A 17,554-nucleotide genomic window follows, 5' to 3' on the forward strand; every position below is an offset into this window, starting at 1 on the left:
CGTCACTCCCTTAACGTAAGAAATCAAGCAATGTCGGTTGAATGATCCGTGCCCCTGCACTGAGTGCCGCACGATGTAACGTCTCGTACGATTTCAGTTCCATGATGACTTTTTCCGCTTCGATGTCTTCATTGTCCGACATGACTGTCTTGACGATGATTTCTTGATCTTCGAGGCGTGAGGCATTCAGTTCAAGCCGATTGACACGTGCCCCGAGATCAGCCCGTGTTTCCACCGTCTGATTGACCATCAAATCCAAGTCTTTTAACATCGCCGATAACTGGGCTCCGTTATTGGAACTGTCGGTCGCAGCACCGGTTTCCGAAACGCCGCCGAGGGCATCATACAATTTTTTTAACGTCGTGAAGGTCTCCGGACTAAAGATGTCCGTCGGCGACACGTTGACCTGAACTTGAATGCCGGACGAGATTTCATACTGGATGATTTCACTGTCTTTTGTTGCCGGATCCCCATCCGTGAAGACGGTATCGACCGCTTGATCCGAACTCGACAAATAGTTGCGTAATCCTTCAATCGACACGAAGGGTTGATCCGTCTTCGTTCCGTTGAAGATGCCTTTTTCATTGTATTTCGTATTGGCGAGCGTCCCGATATGCTCAATCAATTGCCCGACTTCGCTTTGAATCGCTTTTCGCTGCGTCGCATCATACGTGTCGGTCGCAGCTTGCGTCGTCAATTCTCGAACGCGGCTCATCGCCGACGTCACTTCGTCGAGCGCTGAATCCGTTAAATCCATCCAGCCCGTCGCTTCGTTGACGTTTTTCTTGAATTGTTCGACTTCCCGGACTTCCGTCCGGTAACGGATGCCTTGCATCGCGACGACCGGATCTTCAGACGGCCGTTGGATTTTCTTCCCGCTGATCAACTGTTCCTGCATCGAGCTCAGCTTTTGATAACTGGCCGATAAATAACCGATATTTGTTTTTGTCAACATCGTCTGTGTTACGCGCATTTAGTCATCACCGTCCTACGATTCCCATACCGTTGATGATTTTATCGAGCATCTCATCAACCGTCGTGATATTACGCGCTGCCGCGTTGTATGCATGTTGATACTGAATCATCATCGTCATTTCTTCATCAATCGAGACAGCTGAAACGGACATACGCCGTTGATCGGCACTGTCCATCAAGACGGCAGAACTTTGACCGAGTCGCCCGACCTGATCCGTCGCAACTCCCATGTCGCCGATGACGTTTTGGTAAAACGAGCCGATTGTCGTCGTCGTCGCAGACGCTGCGAATAAGATGCTCGTTGTCTTAATGTTGGCCAACTTCAGTGCACCGGCACTATCACCAATGTTGCCGTCCGTCGACGTCGCGATGTTATCGAGACTCGCCTTGATTTCTTGACCGACTGCAATCGTTCCTGCCGTCACCGGACCGTTCGTCGAGACGAAAAATTGATTGGTGCCGTTCGTCTTATCTTTTTTGATGTTAGCGGCATGCGCCTCGTTGAAGGCTGTCGCGAACGTCACCGCCATCTCGTCCAGATTGCTCTGCATCTTGACGAACTCGCCGGCAGGCTCACCGTTTTTCATATGTCCGTACATCTCAATCAAACCGATGATCCGTCCGTTCGCGAAGCCGCCGGCGTCATCAAAGCTGATCGTCTGGCTGTTCGTTTTGAATCCTGTGTACAGACCGTCTTCGTTTGTCGTAAACGCCAACGTACCTGCCTGCGGCAAGTCGGAATCGACAGCACGCAACTTGTCGCCGTTCGGTAACTTGACGAGGATATCGATCCGTCCTTCGGCACTTTTTGATGCATTTCCCATGTTGCCTTGGATGATGGCGTCGGCATCGACCGATACCTTCTCAAAGTCGACATACTGTGCCAGTTCGTCCATGTAGCGATCCCGCTCGTCATACAATGCGTTCGGCAAGACACCTAACGGTTCGACCGTATGGATTTCCGCATTGATGTTGTAGATTTTCGTAAATAAATCATTCACTTTTTTGGTCGAAACGTCGATTTCACTCTTCAAGTCTTCTTTGACCTGACTGAGTGATTTCGACATATAGTTAAAGGTTTGCGTCAACGTCTCGGCTTTTTGCCGGACGACACTGCGGGCACCGGAATCTTGTGGATTCGTCGACAACGTCTGCAGTGATTCCCAAAAACCGTCAAACGCTTTGGCAAGTCCCGTATCCGACGGTTCGTTGATGATATCTTCCATCCGTCCGAAGGCGGCTTCTTTCGTGCCGTAATAAGCCGTTTTCGTCGCTTCGTCGCGGTATTGTTTGTCGAGCATGACATCGCGGACCCGTTCGAGGATTTCTCCGCGGACACCGGTTCCGATCTGAGCCATCCGTCCCGTTCCGATGGCGGATGTCAATTGTTCTGTTGCTGCCATGACCAACCGTTGGCGTGAAAAGCCAACAGTCCCTGCATTGGCGATGTTGTTTCCTGTCGACTGGAGCGCCCACTGATTCGTCGTCAGTGCACGTCGTCCGGTCTCAAGTCCCATGAACGTCGATCCCATGTATTTCCCTCCTTAGGCGTTTCGATTGAAGTGGGCGCGGTCAAGCGCTGATTGACCATATGTAAAATCATCTGCTTCTGGTATCAACAATTCAAGATGCCAGTTGAGGTATTGTAACGATTGCTCGAGCAAATCGGCGTTCAATTCGTTGATGATCTTGAGCTTGCCGATTGCCTGAAGTAACTGGCGCATGGCCTCGACATCTTCCGGATGGGCTTGAAGCCACTCCGTCATCGTCACCGCTCCCATATGTTCGATCCGTTGCTGTTCCAACTGCTCCATCCGTTTCAGATAAACCAGTTCTTCCTTGACGATTTGCGACAGGCGTGGCATATCGTTTTGAATCAGAACATGTTTCTTTTCGTGTGCCAGTTCCAACAGATCCATATGCGTTGCCGTGAGCTGATTGATGAGTTCCACCGCTAGTTCCTCCTCTTCCATAGTATGTGTTCATATAAAAAGCGACCCGCGCATCCGTGCCCCGAGTCGCCTCTACTGTCTGAGTTAACCTTCTTACAAGTTCAAGAAACGTTCCGCGATTTTTTTCGCATCCGGTTTATAGGTTCCATCCTGAATAGCTTGACGAAGGGATTCAATCTTCTCGGTCCGGGATGAGCTTGTCTCACTGAAACGCATCCGCGCTTCGCTTGAGATCGTCACCTCGTCCGGTCGATTCGTACGTGTTGGTTCTGTTCCTTCTACTTTTTGATTTCTTTCGTACGTCTTAGGCATGTTAACCCATTTCGTAGAATCAATTCGCATGTGAACACCTGCTTTCTAGACTACAAGATTCTTAATTCAAGTTCGATACGTTTTCGGTTTCGAAGGGGCAGAAGAATCTAGCATCGCTTGGGCGAGGTCACGTCGCAACTTTTCACGACATTCGGCACAAATCGTGCCATCACGGGAGGGCTTCCCGCAACTCTCACACATGATCTCCATCTGAGAAATCTCAGAGATCAACAATCGCCCTTCTTTAATGTAACGGAAGACTGTTTCTCTCTTCACTCCGATAGCCATCTCAACATCTTTAGGTGAGGTTCGGACTTTTCGCCGTTCTCGCAGGAACTCACGCACCTTCTCAAAATCAGTATGATCTTTCTTGATACAATCCACACACAGATCCGAAGATTGACGAACAAATAACTTCCCGCAAGATTTGCAGTTTAATACATCCATTTCCTTCACCTCATATTGAATATCGGCAGGAATGAAGATTTTTTAAACACTTCGAAATAAAGTTACGGCAGAAATTTCTTTCGCCCCGGCTTCCCGCAGTCGAGAAGCGGCTTGGCGTAAGGTGATTCCCGTCGTATAAACATCATCGACCAGCAAGATTGTTTTTCCGGAAACGGGACCCGTCACGTGAAACGGATTGTCCCGGTCGAGCCGTTGTTGCCTCGATAGATGGCTTAACGCCAGACCATCTGTCCGCTCGAGCACAAGGCGGATGCGCCCCCGCATCATCCGCCCGATCAGTTCCGCCTGATTAAACCGACGGTCCCGCAACCGTTCCGGACTCAGCGGAATCGGAACAATCCAATCCTGTTTGACTTTTACCTTCTTCAGCTCGGTTTGAAACACGTCGAGCAATGCCGTGTCCCCGAGAAACTTATACCGCCTCATGAACGCTTTCGCCGGCGGATGATACAGAAAGAGCGGATGGGTCACGAGCAGCTGTCCTTGTTGACGCCAATTGTGGCAATCGAGACAAAGCGGTTGACCCGGCTTGCCGCAATCCGTGCATTCCCCTCTTTTTACAAATTCTATTTTACAGGTCGGACACAGGGTTTGCCTAGTCCATACATTCGATAATGCCCAACTGGGTAAAAAGTCCTGATCGCATAACAAACACTTCATTGAAATCCCTCCCGATTTGTACGCTTGATTTGATGAACCGCTTGGTACATCGCATTCGACCGGTCGTTCGCAAAAAAGAGGATCTCACCTTCCGGAAAATCAGCACTTCGTCCGACACGTCCGCTGATTTGAATCAACGCCGCGACACTGAACGATTGGTCGGCATCAAGGACTGCGACTTGCACGTCCGGCAATGTCACACCCCGCTCAAGAATCGTCGTCGTCAGCAGGATCCCCGTCGTCCGGCGAAACTGGTCGACTTTTTGAACGCGGTCCGGATCGGCCGCATGGACGGTTTCACTCGCAAGTCCATGTTGCTCCAATACCCCCTGCCATGTCTTGAGCGCTTCGACTCTTGGTACGAAGACAAGCCGGGGCTTCGCCGGATGTTGCTGAAGCCAGTGCAGGACATCGTTTGTCGTATAGGGGATGCGGAGCTCCGGGACGGGTAACGGAAAGCCGTGATAACGGCGCATCAGCCGGACGGTCGGCAGGAGCCGGTTCCGAACAGACGGGGTCGCGCTGAGCAAGATCAGTGCCGCGTCCGGAGACATCGCTTGACGGACATACCGATGCAACGTCCGATCGGCTTGGTACGGGAAGGCATCGACTTCATCAATGAAGACGACGTCAAAACAGGTCCGGTAATGAACCAATTGATGGGTCGTACTGATTGTAATCTCACCGAGTTTCAAGCGATCCGGTGAGCCCCCGAACAACGACACGATGTCCGCCTGCTGGAAGGCACGTTTGAGATGCCCGGTCAATTCTCGGACGACATCGGCACGCGGTGTCGTGATCAAGACCCGTTTGTTTGAACAGAGGGCCCGTTCGATGCCGGGAAACAGCATCGGTGTTTTTCCCGCCCCGCAGACAGCATGGACGAGCAGACGTTTTCGCTGCTCAATCGTCTGCGTGATGGCGTCCGCAATCCGTTGCTGATCGACCGTCAAATGCAGTTCGCTATGTCGGTCGGGCCGCACGGGATCAAGCGGGCGCGGATCCGTGACAAGGTGGTCACACGTCCTGAGTTTGCCAAACATCAAACAATGCCGGCAATAATAACAGCGTCGGCCACACGTACACGGACCACGTGTCGGTAACTTGCCGCACCGCTGGCAACGCCATGTCACGGCCGGTCGGGTCTCAACCGGATGTTCAAAAGAAACATCCAACTGGTAATCCGGGATCCATCGTTTTCGTAAATCCATCTGCTTCACTCTCCCTGAACTAATGTAAGGATTCAGTTCGGCAAAACAGATGCGCCTCCTGCGCCAGTTGCTAATACGCGGCTAGTCCGTGATAACGGCACGAAAAAGACATGCCTACTGTTGCAGGCACGCCGTATTCTTCGTATATGTCCTACCGTTGTCGCAGGATTAGTTTTCTTGATACCAGGTGATGCCGATCGCACCCGGTCCGAGATGGGTCCCGATGACCGGTCCGAACAAGCTCATCTCAATCCGTGCTTCCGAGAATCGTTCCTGTAAGACGGCGATTTCTGCTTCTGCTTTAGCCGAGTCTTCTGCGTGAATGACACCGATGACATAACCGGCACCGTTTCCACGAATCGTCTCTTCCATCATTTCTTCAATCCGTTTGACGGCCCGTTTAAACGTCCGGATTTTCTCAAACGGTACAATCTTTCCTTCGACGAAGTGAAGGACCGGTTTGATCTTCAAGAACGAACCGACGACCGCTTGCGTCATGCTGAGACGTCCGCCGCGTTGCAGATGTTCCAAGTCGTCTACAACAAAATAGGCACGGATGACTTCTTTTAGTTCCTCGAGACGGGTGACGATTTCAGCGGCCGTTGCACCCGCATCGCGCATCCGAACCGCTTCCTTGACCAAAAAGGCTTGCGGCATACAGGAAATCCGGGAATCAATCGGATGTACCTGGACGTGTTCGACCATCATGTTGATCGTATGTAGTGCCTGGTACGTTCCACTTATTCCGCTTGAGAGTGTGATGCCGATGATGTCCGTCCCTGCAGGAAGGCGTTCAAAGGCATCGACGAGATCGCCGATGTTCGGCTGTGACGTCGTCGGCAGGCTTCCCGTCTGAATCCGTTCATAAAAGTCCGGTACGGAAATATCAATTCCTTCACGATACGCCTCTTCGTCGAAGATGACACTAAGCGGTGCGACATGGACATTGTTTTCTTCACAATAGGTAGTTGGCAGATAGGCAGTACTATCCGTTAAAATCACAATCTGGCTCATTCGTGAATTTCCTCGCTTTTAAGAGTTCCGTCGTGACATAAGGTATTCTGACAGGTCACAATCGCTTTTTATCATACCATATGTTGGTGTCTAAAAAAAAGAAAGACGGAGCCCGAATCGGCTTCCGTCCTGTTCTTATACGACGACGACCCAGCCCCGTCGAATGGCTTCGACGACGGCACCTGTCCGGTCGGGTACGTTCATCTTACGTAAAATGGATGAGACATGGTTCTTGACGGTTTTTTCGCTGATGAACAACGTATCGCTGATCGCCCGGTTCGAAAAACCGTCTGCGAGCAACTGTAACACTTCACATTCACGACGTGTCAGCACGTGAAGCGGTGCTTCCGCGACCCGTTTTTCAATCGGCTGCGAAGACATCGTTTGTTTCATCTTCATCAAACGGCGGTATTCCTGCAGCAAGTTCGGTGTGACTTTCGGGTGGACGTAACCGCCTTCCCGGTAGACGGAACGAATGGCATTGACGAGCTCATCCGTCGCCATCTCTTTCAAGAGGTAACCGACTGCACCGGCACCCAGCGCGTGCATGACGTATGTCTCGTCATCGTGAATCGATAAGATGATGACCCGGACTTCCGGGTGCACTTCCATCAAGCGTTTTGTTGCCTCGACACCGTTGACTTTCGGCATATTTATATCCATTAAGACGATATCAGGTTGGTGGGCTTCGACGAGTGGAATGACATCCGCTCCGCTTTCACCCTCCGCGACGACGATGAATTCTTCTTCGAAATCGAGAATCCGTTTGACGCCTTCACGGAATAGCTGATGATCGTCGATGATGACTACTTTTACTTGCTCGTTATTCACAGTGTTTCCCCTCTCGCTCCGGATTCCTCAACTGGAATCCTTACCTTGATGACTGTCCCTTTACCTGGCTGCGTCTCAATCTCAAACTCTCCATCAATCAATTCGATCCGTTCCCGCATTCCGATCAGTCCAAATGACTCATCACACGATTCGACGATCGAATTAAAATCAAATCCAATCCCATTATCTTTGACATGGATTCGGACGGAATGTTGATACTGTTCTATGATAATACGAATGTCCCCTGCTTTGGAATGCTTAACTGCATTTTGGACCGCTTCCTGGACAATCCGGAAGACGGCGACTTCATACGTCGACTCGATCCGTTCCCCTCCCCCCAGATAGTTGAAGTGAATGGGAATATTCGAAATTTCCTGCATATGACGCAGATACCGCTCGAGTGTCGGGACGAACCCGAGATCATCCAGCGTCATCGGTCGTAAATCATAAATGATGCGGCGTATGTCGGCCAGACCGTCACGGATCAAGGTCCGCAAGCGGTGAATCTCTTCAAAAGCGGCTTCCGCACCGTTATGTTGGTGAATTTTTTCAATCAAGTCGGCGCGGATCAGGACATGAGCAAGCGTTTGTGCAGGACCGTCATGCATATCACGGGACAGACGCCGGCGTTCGTTTTCTGCCGATTGGAAGACCTTTAATCCCATCTCCTGTTTTTGCATCGCCTTCTCATACTTCTCATTCATCACCTGCATGTCGTCCGTCAAGAAGTTCAAGACAACCGAAACCCGGCTGATCAACATGTCGGCCCGCTCGATTGTTTCATCCAGCTGGATCAGACGGCGTTCGAGCTCGTCCCGCCGTTTGCGGCAGTTCATCTCATCCCGTTGATTGATGAATGACTCGAGCTGAAGCGAGTTCGCCGTCTCATAAGCAGAACGAATATCTTGTTCCGAGTAGTTGTCGAAGTTTTTGCTCACGATGACGAGTCGCGCTTTCGAGTCCTTAATGTGTCGTTCTAGCCGCTCGGCTTCTTTAATGTAGTCGTGGACACGTGTCTTCAATTCCCGTAACTCCTGCTGAATTTCAGCATACTGTTCCCGCGAACTTTCCGTGATGCGGACGATTTCTTCCCGACTTTCTTCTACGACACCAATGATGTTCTGTACGATATCATTCAAGGACAGTCGCTCCCCCATCTCATTCGTCATACTACTCCCTCCGTTCCTTGCCAGTCCCCACGGTTGTCTCTCTCTCTAATCGTCGTTATGCTAGAAAGAACTAGTTAACGAGGAGGACATTTTTGATTATGACATTATTTAATTATTATACAGTAAAAGAAAACGGTTTCCATGAAATCATTATCCAAAAGTCACGATTTATTACATATTTGGCGCGCGCCACCTCAGAACAGGAGGCACAGAGCTTCATCGCGGACCTCAAGAAAAAACATCACGACGCCAATCATAACTGTTCTGCTTACGTCATCGGCGAACGAAACGAAATCCAAAAAGCCAATGACGACGGTGAACCGAGCGGGACGGCAGGTGTTCCGATGCTCGAAGTCCTGAAAAAGCGGAATCTCCGCAACACCGTCGTCGTCGTGACCCGTTATTTCGGCGGCATCAAGCTCGGTGGCGGCGGATTGATCCGGGCTTACGGCTCCAGTGTCTCGGAAGCGTTGAATGCTGTCGGAATCGTCGAACGTGTCGCGCACGATCTGGTCGAAATCACCGTCGATTATACGTGGCTCGGGAAGCTTGAGAATGAACTGCGGGCAACCCCGCACATCATCGATCAGATTCATTATCTGGATCAGGTCAAGATTGACGTTTGGGTGGAAAAGAGCGCCGTGCCCCTTTTCCTCGACTGGATGACCAACTTGACGAACGGTCAGGCCGTTCTTGAGAAAACCCATTCCCGCTACGTCGAACGTGACATTCAACCCTGACCTGCTATACTAATTATAAAGATTTAAAAGTTTTTTAATAATTCAGTAAAGTAAGGAGTAATGAACAGTGGATGATTCCAAACGATCCCGTTCTGCAAAACCAAAACGAAAGCGTCCCTGGTTTAAAATGTTCGTCATCGGATTCCTGGTGATCTTCATTACAGGCGGCGCCGCGTTCGCGTATGTCGCGAACAAGACGTTCCAAGCCGCCAAACAATCCGAGGTTGAATTGTCGCGTGGCGACAAATCAGACAAACGCGCAGCAGCCGTCGATTTAACAAAGGATCATTTCTCGGTCCTGCTCGTCGGGACGGATGAACGTCCCGGTGATACGTCTTCGCGGGCCGATACGATGATTGTCGCAACCTTCAACAAGACCGATAAAAAAGTCAATCTGCTCAGCATCCCCCGTGATTCCCTCGTCATGATCCCTTCTGTCGGGTATGAAGATAAAATCAACCATTCCTATGCGTTTGGCGGGATTGATTCGACGATTGAAACCGTCGAGACGCTGCTTGATATCCCGATCGATTATTACGGCTCCATCAACTTTAATGGTGTCGTCGCGATCGTCGATGCCGTCGGCGGCATTGAGGTCGATGTCAAGTTACCGATCGATACACTCGATTCCTCGGATCAAAAAAACGGTGTGAAGTTGGAGCCAGGTCTCCAACAGCTCAACGGAGAGGAAGCACTTGCCTATGCCCGCATGCGTTATCAGGATCCTGAAGGAGACATCGGACGAACAAAACGTCAACAGCAGGTCGTTCAGGCGATCATCGATCAGTCGACGTCCTTTGGATCCATTACGAAACTCAATAAATTGATGGATGCGACGGGCGACAACTTCACGACCAACATGTCGCTGACGGAAGCATTCCAGCTGCAACCGTTCGCGAAGTCACTGAATGCCGTGAACCGCATCGATTTAAAAGGAACCGATACGAAAATCAACGGGGCCTACTATTATCAACTGGATCCGGCTTCATTATCGGACGCCAAAGCCACGCTAAAAGAACAACTGAACTTGCCGGAAACAACCGATGACTTAACGTCCACACCGGAGGTCACGGATGATTCGACGACTGGAAGCAACTGATTATCCGGCACTTCACCGGCTCCAACAGCGGGCTTATCAAGTCGAGGCGGATCTGATCGGTGTTTCCGACTTCCCGCCGCTGCAGCAAACGCCCGCACAACTCGTACACGAGCAGCCAAGCGGTTACGTCTATTGTCTGGATGAACAAATCGTCGGTGCTTTGACGATCGAACAGGAGACGATTACATGCTTAGTCGTCGCACCGGATTATTTTCGTCAAGGGATTGCCAAACACATGCTTCGCCATGCCTTGGCGAAACACCGGCTCCACTTTGTCTCGACTGCCGCGGCCAATCTTCCGGCAATCGCGTTGTATCAGCAATTCGGATTTCGACAGATTGATCAGGTCAGCCGTGATACGATTGCCCTCGTGACGCTTAAACGGGAGTGACGGCCAACTCACCGGGTTACTGCTTCAACAATTCATTCTAATCAAAAAAACGAACGCTTTCCTGTTTTAAACAGAAAAAGCGTTCGTTTTTTACGTGCCGTTTACAATTCGGTTGAACCGGCTTCAAATCCAACTCATGATCGTTCCGATCACCGCACCGATGAGGACGATGCGCAGTGGTGACTGGTTGTAGAAGCGAAGTAAACAAAACAGTCCGAAGGCGACGAAAAAGTCGAACCCGGTTTTGACACTTGACGTAAAGATTGGATCATACAAGGCAGCAAGCAGAATGCCGACGACGGCTGCGTTGACACCAATCAACATGCGGCTGACTTGTTTGTTGCCGCGGACGCGGTCCCAAAACGGGAGCACCCCGATGACGAGCAGGAAACCGGGCAGGAAAATCGCGAGCGTCGCAAGAATTCCACCGGTCACACCATGGATGACCGTTCCTAAGTAGGTCGCAAAAGTAAAGAGTGGTCCCGGAACGGCTTGTGCTGCCGCATATCCCGCCAGAAAACTGTCGCCCGTCAAAAAGTCGGGGACGAGTGACTGCTGCAGAAACGGCAAGACGACATGTCCGCCGCCGAACACTAACGCTCCGGCACTGTACATGATGCTTGTCAATTGAATGTTCCCAGTCGCGACGTTCGCTAAAATCGGTGTCGCAGCGAGCAGGACGGCAAACAGCACTAACGCGCTGATGCTGAGAAGCCGCGGCACACGGATGTTGAGTTGTCCGCCGCTTTTCGGTTCGTCGTCAAACAGAACCAAACCAAGCAATGCCGCGAGCACGAGCACACCGACTTGCGCCAATGGATGTGCGAGGAGCAACACTCCGGCCAGAGCGAGCAACATCAAAAACAGACGCTTCGGACCGACCGCAAGTTTCGTCCCCATACCAAGGACGGCATCCGCGACGATGGCGACGGCAACAAGTTTTAACCCATGAATGAAGCCGGCTTCCGCCAAATCATATTCCGTCGCAAGCACGGCAAACACGACCAAAAGAACACTCGATGGTAACGTAAAGCCGATGAATGAGACGATTGCACCGACGACGCCGCCTCGAACAAGACCGATTCCCATCCCGACCTGACTTGACGCCGGTCCCGGGAGGAATTGGCAGAGGGCGACGAGATCGGCATAAGCCTTCTCATCCACCCATTTCCTTCGTTTGACATATTCCTCGTAAAAGTATCCTAAATGGGCGACAGGTCCGCCAAAGGACGTCAACCCAAGCTTCAAGGACAAGATAAAAATTTCGATCCATCTGTTCATATAACCACCTCCACCACTGATTATACGAAAAGTTTGTAAATTTTTTGTGACAGCCCGCACATTCTGGTCTGGTTATTTGCGACGTCCATAAGTGCCGGCACGCCAGACGGCTTCAACCGGACCTTGGGCATGTCGTCTTAAATACCAACGGGAAAAGACAACTTGTATCATTAAGAGTACGATGACCGCTACCGTGCCTTGCCAAAGCGGGATCGTCCCGTAGGCGCCGGTCAAGAAAATCAACACTGTAAAGACGAGCGTATGCGACAGATAGTTCGTCAATGCCATCCGACCAAGCACCTGAAATCCATTTAAGGAACGCCCGGATCGGATCAGCAAGGCGATCGCCGCCGCATAAGTTACAGCAAGTGTCCGTCCGGATAACCAGACGAAAAAGAAGTTGGCCAAACCGTCCGGTACTTCGCCTTGATGAATCATCACGATCTGATAAAGTGCCGGCAGCGACAACAGCAGACTCACCGTGAGCAGCACGACGAGCGTTCGGGTCGTCGGCGGTCGGACCGTAAACCGTTCCATCAAATAGGCACCGATCAAGAACAAAGACAGGATTTCCGGGAAAATCGTCAGCGTGTTCGTCAACGCCATCGGGATTTCGATCGTGGCATGATGTGCTATGTAGTCCAGGACTTGACGAGACGCGATCAATTCCTGCACTGTTCCGTCCGGTTCGACGATCGATTGATCTCCTTCCGAGCGGGCGTACAGATAAATCGATAAGTAGAGGAAAAACGTATATACCTGCAAGGCAATCCCGACGAACAGCTTCGTCGTCGGCCGCGTTTTGACGAACAACAATAAAAAGAAGCCGCTTAACGCATAGGTCTGAAGTATATCCCCTTTCCAAAACAAGAGGTGGATCAGTCCGAATGCCAACAAAATCGTCAGCCGGCGGACGAAGATCCAAAGGGATTTGCCTTTCACGCGAAGGCGATCGATAAACAAAATAAAACCGGCTCCAAACAAGACACTGAATAAGGTATAGAATTTCGTCTGGATGAAGAGGTCAAACAGGAGTCGAAGCAGTTGATCGACCTGTCCCATCTCACTTGTCGTCCGTTCCCCGAGAAAACTCGGCATATTGACGAATAAAATGCCGCATAATGCAAAACCGCGTAACACATCCAAGTACACAATACGATTTGTTCGTTCGATCAGATTCACACGAAACACTCCTTAACCGCCAATCAGCCGCTCAAATCGTTTGAGCGGCTGATTGGTCATTTTGATGTAATGCGTTCCAACAAATTCAACAAGGGACGATATCGTTCTCCGAGCAATCCGAGTGATTCGACGAGGATATCGAGGACAAGCAGGAGCATCAGTAAGGACACAAGCGCACCAAGCGAATTCGTCTGGGAAAACAGAATCGCCGTCATACCGAAAATCGCACAAAGTCCATAGATGACGAGCACAGCTTGACGCATCGTAAATCCAAGATCGAGCAACCGGTGATGCAAATGCGCTTTATCCGGTGCAAACGGCGGTTTCCCTTGCAAGACCCGGCGGACGATCGCAAACAGCGTGTCCGAAATCGGAATTCCGAGCAAGATGACAGGAACCGCCAGCGAGAACAAGGTGACGTTCTTAAACCCTAACAAGGACAAGACACCAAGCATGTAACCGAGGAACAAGGCACCGGTATCGCCCATGAAAATCTTCGCCGGATAAAAGTTGTGGAATAAGAATCCGAACGTACTCATCAAGAGCAGAATCGCGACAATCGTCACGTAGACGTTTCCTTGAATGACGGCCAGACTGATCAGCGTCAGCAGGACGATACTTGAGACACCGGCTGCAAGACCGTCGAGTCCGTCAATCAAGTTGACAGCATTCGTGATCCCGATGACCCATAAAAACGTCAACGGAACACTCCACCAACCGAGAAACAGTTGTTGGTCAAACGGTAAGTTGATGAATTCGATCCGGATGCCGCCGTTTAAGACGACGACGGCCGCGACGATCTGCCCCATCAATTTCAAACGGGCATTTAATTGGAAACGGTCATCGAGTGCTCCTGTCAAAATCACGACAAAACCACCGACTAAAATATGAGTCGCATATGGACTCGAAGGTTGCAAAATAAAGTAGCCGATCATGAAGGCGATATAAATCGCCAGTCCCCCTAAACGCGGCATGATCCGCACGTGTACTTTTCGCGCGTCCGGACTGTCAACGGCACCGACTGCAATCGCAAAGCGTTTTACGACGGGTGTGATCAGTAAGGCCGCGATAAAACAGACAATGGACGCCGTCCATAACATAATAACATCACGCTCCTGCGCGAATTATATCATAAAAAAAAAGAGCCGACGAGCGGCTCACATGAAGATTGGAACTTCTGCAGATGGATCATATGTATAGATACCGCGTCCTACCTTTTTGATTGCAGGATTCGCTTGTTCGACTTTTGCCATCAATTGATAGATGTTGCTGATTTGATGCCGGTACCGTAATTCAAGTTCCATCTGAATGTCGCGTGCTGACATCGACTCGCGTTCACGCATCAGATCACTGATTTGATGCACATAGACCTCCAGTGGATAACGTTGATTCACGCGGCGTTGTTTTAACGGACGTTCTTGTGTGACGGCGATTTCCTTTGCCGAATCCCCTGTTCCCCGGCTCAGCTCCGCGATTAAATACTCGGCACGCCGTTGCAGACGACGGTATTCTTCTTCAATTTCCATCAGTTCTCGGTAGATATGTTCACTCGTTCCCATTCGTTGACCTACTTTCCTAAATTAAACATAAATATTTCAATTATGTTTCAATTGTATGTTTTTTGAAATATAAAGCACTACTTTTTGCCTCTTTAATATATAATTTAATTATATATTTAATTATTCTGTAATATTTTTATCTCATTGTCGATGTTTCAGCTACACTTCATATTACCAGAAAGGAGATGGAACGGAACATATAAATTATAAATTAAACTATTTTAAAAGTATTTAATTGACTATATAAGCTTTTGTACCTATTCATCTTACTTAAAAGGAGACTGGAAAATTAATGGACAAATTAACTAAAATCTTAGCAGCGGCCCTAGTACTTTTGCTTCTGATCACCATCGCTTTTCCGTCCTCATTAGTATCGGCTGCAACCGGGACAACGTTTACGAAAACGACATATAAAACAACCGATTTGTTGAATCTCCGCTCTTCCACCTCGGTTTCATCCAACCGATTGACGACGATTCCGAAGAACACATCGCTCACTTCCAGTTACCGGTTGGGCGATTGGTACAAAGTCACCTATAACGGAAAGACCGGTTATGTCATCGGGCAATATTTGACGAAATTCGTCACCGGTACATCCTTTACCAAAACGACCTATCAAACGACAGATGCCCTGTCGTTACGTCAAGCGGCTTCGACCTCGTCGACACGTCTGCTGACGATCCCGACGAAAACCAAACTCACATCGAGTTTCCGAAACGGCAATTGGTATCAGGTCACGTATAACAAAAAAACCGGTTTCGTCTCCGGCTCTTACTTAAAGAAAGTCACGACGTCTTCTTCGACGGCTTACACGACAACAGAACGGTTGAACTTGCGAAGTGCACCAACAACATCAGGTGCTTTGCTGATGACGATTCCAACGAGTCAAGTCGTGCAGTCGTTATCCATCAGTTCGAACTGGCATAAAGTCACGTACGGTGGAAAAACAGGGTATGTCATGGGAACCTACTTAAAAAAGGGAACGGCTTCACCGGCTTCCACACCTGCCGGAAAAGCGGATTACAGCGGTGCCAAAATGTTTGTCCTGACTGACTCCGGCAGTACGGTTGCCTTGCGTTCTGCGGCATCCGTCTTGAGCGGACAGATTGCTCGCGTCGGGCGCGGAACACCGGTCATCGTCACGAACAGTCTGCATAAGACACGTGGTTTCGTCGCCGTCCAAACCGCAGACGGTCGCCGCGGATACATCGAAGCGACGTATTTGACACTGTTCCAACCAAGCCCGTCCAACCGTCCGCTGATCGTCATCGATCCTGGGCACGGTGGGCACGATCCGGGTGCTGTCCGGTCCGGTCTCGCAGAACGCGATATCGTCTTGTCCGTCGCCCGCCAAGTTGCGAGTTTGCTTGAAGGAAAAGTCGATTTGACCCTCACCCGCTACACGAACGATTATTATCCGACACTCGGTGACCGGAGTGCGATGTCAAATGCACACTCGACGTCCCGGTTCGTCAGTATCCACATCAATGCCTCGACTGCTCTCAGCGCGTCAGGAGCGGAAAGCTTTTATTACAAAGGATCGACTTCGGTCCAATTGGCTCAAGCGATCCAACAACGTTTGACAAGTTATGCCGGCATGCGGAACCGAAATATTCATTTTGCCAACTATGCTGTCATCCGTGGCACACAAGCACCGGCAGTCCTCGCCGAACTCGGTTTCTTGTCCAACAGCACCGATCGTGCGAAATTAGCGAGTCCGACCTATCAGGCCCGTTATGCCCAAGCGATTGCAGACGGTATTCTGGTGACGCTTTAATTCCGTCCACTTAATAAAAAAAGATTTGACCCAAAAATCAATCTCTACACTGACGAGGGCGGCAGATGATCATTCTGCCGCCCTCGTCTCGCTTATAAGGAATGACAAAAGGACCGCTCAGGGAAGCGGTCCTTTTGTACTCACATGAAAAGAGATCAATCAGATGAAACTGTCAACCATCAGGGAATGGTTAAAAGTCATTAGCGACTAGCTAGAATTTGCTCAAGGGAAAGCAAATCCGTCGAATCGACACGATAGTCTGCCTCATGTAACGTCGTTTCCGGTCCGACTCCGACAGCATACATACCTGCTGCGTGAATCGCCGTGATACCTGCTGCTGCATCTTCTACACCGATACAACGTGCCGGTTCGACGCCAAGCGCCTCCGCTGCCCGTAAAAACACTTCAGGGTGTGGTTTCGACTGGGCTACGGTCGCGGCATCGACGATATCATCAAAATAGTGCCGAACTCCAAGTGCCTCAACGACGCTCAACGCATTTTTAGAAGCCGACGCCATTCCGATTTTCAGTCCAGCAGCACGGATTTCATCAAGGAACGCAATGATTCCCGGTAGAAGGTCCTGTTCTGAGATATGTTGGATCAACGTGACGTAATGGTCATTCTTTTTCGTCGCGAGCGCAGTTTTTTCTTGTTCCGTGAAAGCAGCTTGCTTTCCGCCAAGGGTTAAAATCCGCTCGAGCGAATCGGTCCGACTGACGCCTTTTAGTGTTTCATTGAAATCCCGGTCGAACGGAATATTCAACTCCTCACCCAGTTGTTTCCAAGCCAGATAATGATACTCGGCTGTATCGGTAATTACGCCGTCTAAATCAAAAATAACGGCTTCGATCGTTGGTGCCATCCGACATCCATCCTTTCATCCATCGTACATGAAAGACAAGAAATCGAATGATTTGCGCAAACGATTGCAC

The 17,554-nt window shown here is 50.1% G+C and carries 19 protein-coding genes; 4 read left to right on the forward strand and 15 right to left on the reverse strand.

Annotation, left to right across the window (positions count from 1 at the left end; translation table 11 throughout):
• Window positions 1-10: 10 nt before the first annotated feature.
• The 10 genes from flgL to KNP87_RS12675 form a co-directional block, all read right to left on the reverse strand.
• A complete protein-coding gene (gene flgL / locus KNP87_RS12630; protein ID WP_028105743.1) occupies window positions 11-973 on the reverse strand; it encodes a flagellar hook-associated protein FlgL in 963 nt (320 codons plus the stop codon).
• A gap of 7 nt (window positions 974-980) precedes the next feature.
• Window positions 981-2,507, reverse strand: coding sequence for a flagellar hook-associated protein FlgK (gene flgK / locus KNP87_RS12635; RefSeq protein ID WP_214721892.1), 1,527 nt, complete (start codon window positions 2,505-2,507; stop codon window positions 981-983).
• Window positions 2,508-2,519: 12 nt separating this feature from the next.
• Window positions 2,520-2,927 (reverse strand): flagellar protein FlgN, encoded by a 408-nt coding sequence (locus KNP87_RS12640; RefSeq protein ID WP_214721893.1) that lies wholly within the window; start codon window positions 2,925-2,927, stop codon window positions 2,520-2,522.
• A 93-nt stretch (window positions 2,928-3,020) separates the two neighbouring features.
• Window positions 3,021-3,269: a flagellar biosynthesis anti-sigma factor FlgM gene (gene flgM, locus KNP87_RS12645; protein WP_028105740.1), complete on the reverse strand. Its 249-nt coding sequence runs from the start codon at window positions 3,267-3,269 to the stop codon at window positions 3,021-3,023.
• Between the two features lie 36 nt (window positions 3,270-3,305).
• Window positions 3,306-3,686 carry a hypothetical protein gene (locus KNP87_RS12650; RefSeq protein ID WP_214721894.1) on the reverse strand — a complete coding sequence of 127 codons (381 nt, stop codon included), beginning with the start codon at window positions 3,684-3,686 and terminating at the stop codon, window positions 3,306-3,308.
• Window positions 3,687-3,728: 42 nt separating this feature from the next.
• Entirely contained in the window at window positions 3,729-4,367 is a 639-nt protein-coding gene (locus KNP87_RS12655; protein ID WP_214721895.1) for a ComF family protein, read from the reverse strand.
• Window positions 4,364-5,578 (reverse strand): helicase-related protein, encoded by a 1,215-nt coding sequence (locus KNP87_RS12660; protein WP_214721896.1) that lies wholly within the window; start codon window positions 5,576-5,578, stop codon window positions 4,364-4,366. The genes KNP87_RS12655 and KNP87_RS12660 overlap by 4 nt, the downstream gene beginning before the upstream one ends.
• Window positions 5,579-5,746: 168 nt before the next feature.
• Entirely contained in the window at window positions 5,747-6,592 is an 846-nt protein-coding gene (locus KNP87_RS12665; protein ID WP_214721897.1) for a DegV family protein, read from the reverse strand.
• A 135-nt stretch (window positions 6,593-6,727) separates the two neighbouring features.
• Window positions 6,728-7,423 carry a response regulator gene (locus KNP87_RS12670; protein WP_026832108.1) on the reverse strand — a complete coding sequence of 232 codons (696 nt, stop codon included), beginning with the start codon at window positions 7,421-7,423 and terminating at the stop codon, window positions 6,728-6,730.
• Complete coding sequence (locus KNP87_RS12675; RefSeq protein ID WP_028105735.1) at window positions 7,420-8,592, reverse strand: sensor histidine kinase; 1,173 nt, start codon at window positions 8,590-8,592, stop codon at window positions 7,420-7,422. The genes KNP87_RS12670 and KNP87_RS12675 overlap by 4 nt, the downstream gene beginning before the upstream one ends.
• A 98-nt stretch (window positions 8,593-8,690) precedes the next feature.
• On the opposite strand from KNP87_RS12675, the gene KNP87_RS12680 reads away from it, so the two are divergent.
• The 3 genes from KNP87_RS12680 (at window position 8,691) to KNP87_RS12690 (ending at window position 10,822) form a co-directional block, all read left to right on the forward strand.
• The gene (locus tag KNP87_RS12680; RefSeq protein ID WP_214721898.1) at window positions 8,691-9,332 is read left to right on the forward strand and encodes a YigZ family protein; all 642 of its coding nucleotides are present in this window, start codon (window positions 8,691-8,693) and stop codon (window positions 9,330-9,332) included.
• Between the two features lie 67 nt (window positions 9,333-9,399).
• Window positions 9,400-10,431, forward strand: a complete 1,032-nt coding sequence (locus tag KNP87_RS12685; RefSeq protein ID WP_026832105.1) for an LCP family glycopolymer transferase — start codon at window positions 9,400-9,402, stop codon at window positions 10,429-10,431.
• Window positions 10,406-10,822 carry a GNAT family N-acetyltransferase gene (locus KNP87_RS12690; RefSeq protein ID WP_214721899.1) on the forward strand — a complete coding sequence of 139 codons (417 nt, stop codon included), beginning with the start codon at window positions 10,406-10,408 and terminating at the stop codon, window positions 10,820-10,822. The genes KNP87_RS12685 and KNP87_RS12690 overlap by 26 nt, the downstream gene beginning before the upstream one ends.
• A gap of 123 nt (window positions 10,823-10,945) precedes the next feature.
• On the opposite strand, the gene chrA is transcribed toward KNP87_RS12690, so the two are convergent.
• From chrA to KNP87_RS12710, 4 genes are all read right to left on the reverse strand, one after another.
• A complete protein-coding gene (gene chrA, locus KNP87_RS12695; protein ID WP_214721900.1) occupies window positions 10,946-12,103 on the reverse strand; it encodes a chromate efflux transporter in 1,158 nt (385 codons plus the stop codon).
• 72 nt (window positions 12,104-12,175) lie between these two features.
• Window positions 12,176-13,285: a DUF418 domain-containing protein gene (locus KNP87_RS12700; protein ID WP_214721901.1), complete on the reverse strand. Its 1,110-nt coding sequence runs from the start codon at window positions 13,283-13,285 to the stop codon at window positions 12,176-12,178.
• A gap of 56 nt (window positions 13,286-13,341) precedes the next feature.
• Complete coding sequence (locus KNP87_RS12705; RefSeq protein ID WP_026832101.1) at window positions 13,342-14,385, reverse strand: glycosyltransferase family 4 protein; 1,044 nt, start codon at window positions 14,383-14,385, stop codon at window positions 13,342-13,344.
• Window positions 14,386-14,442: 57 nt separating this feature from the next.
• Window positions 14,443-14,844: a Rok-like winged helix domain-containing protein gene (locus KNP87_RS12710; protein ID WP_014971241.1), complete on the reverse strand. Its 402-nt coding sequence runs from the start codon at window positions 14,842-14,844 to the stop codon at window positions 14,443-14,445.
• Window positions 14,845-15,136: 292 nt separating this feature from the next.
• Here KNP87_RS12710 and KNP87_RS12715 point away from each other — a divergent pair, with 292 nt between their 5' ends.
• Entirely contained in the window at window positions 15,137-16,621 is a 1,485-nt protein-coding gene (locus KNP87_RS12715) for an N-acetylmuramoyl-L-alanine amidase (protein ID WP_214721902.1), read from the forward strand.
• A gap of 200 nt (window positions 16,622-16,821) precedes the next feature.
• On the opposite strand, the gene pgmB is transcribed toward KNP87_RS12715, so the two are convergent.
• Window positions 16,822-17,484 carry a beta-phosphoglucomutase gene (gene pgmB / locus KNP87_RS12720; protein ID WP_214721903.1) on the reverse strand — a complete coding sequence of 221 codons (663 nt, stop codon included), beginning with the start codon at window positions 17,482-17,484 and terminating at the stop codon, window positions 16,822-16,824.
• Between the last annotated feature and the right edge of the window lie 70 nt (window positions 17,485-17,554).

It is taken from the genome of Exiguobacterium sp. s192, assembly GCF_018618795.1.
Taxonomy (GTDB): domain Bacteria; phylum Bacillota; class Bacilli; order Exiguobacteriales; family Exiguobacteriaceae; genus Exiguobacterium_A; species Exiguobacterium_A undae.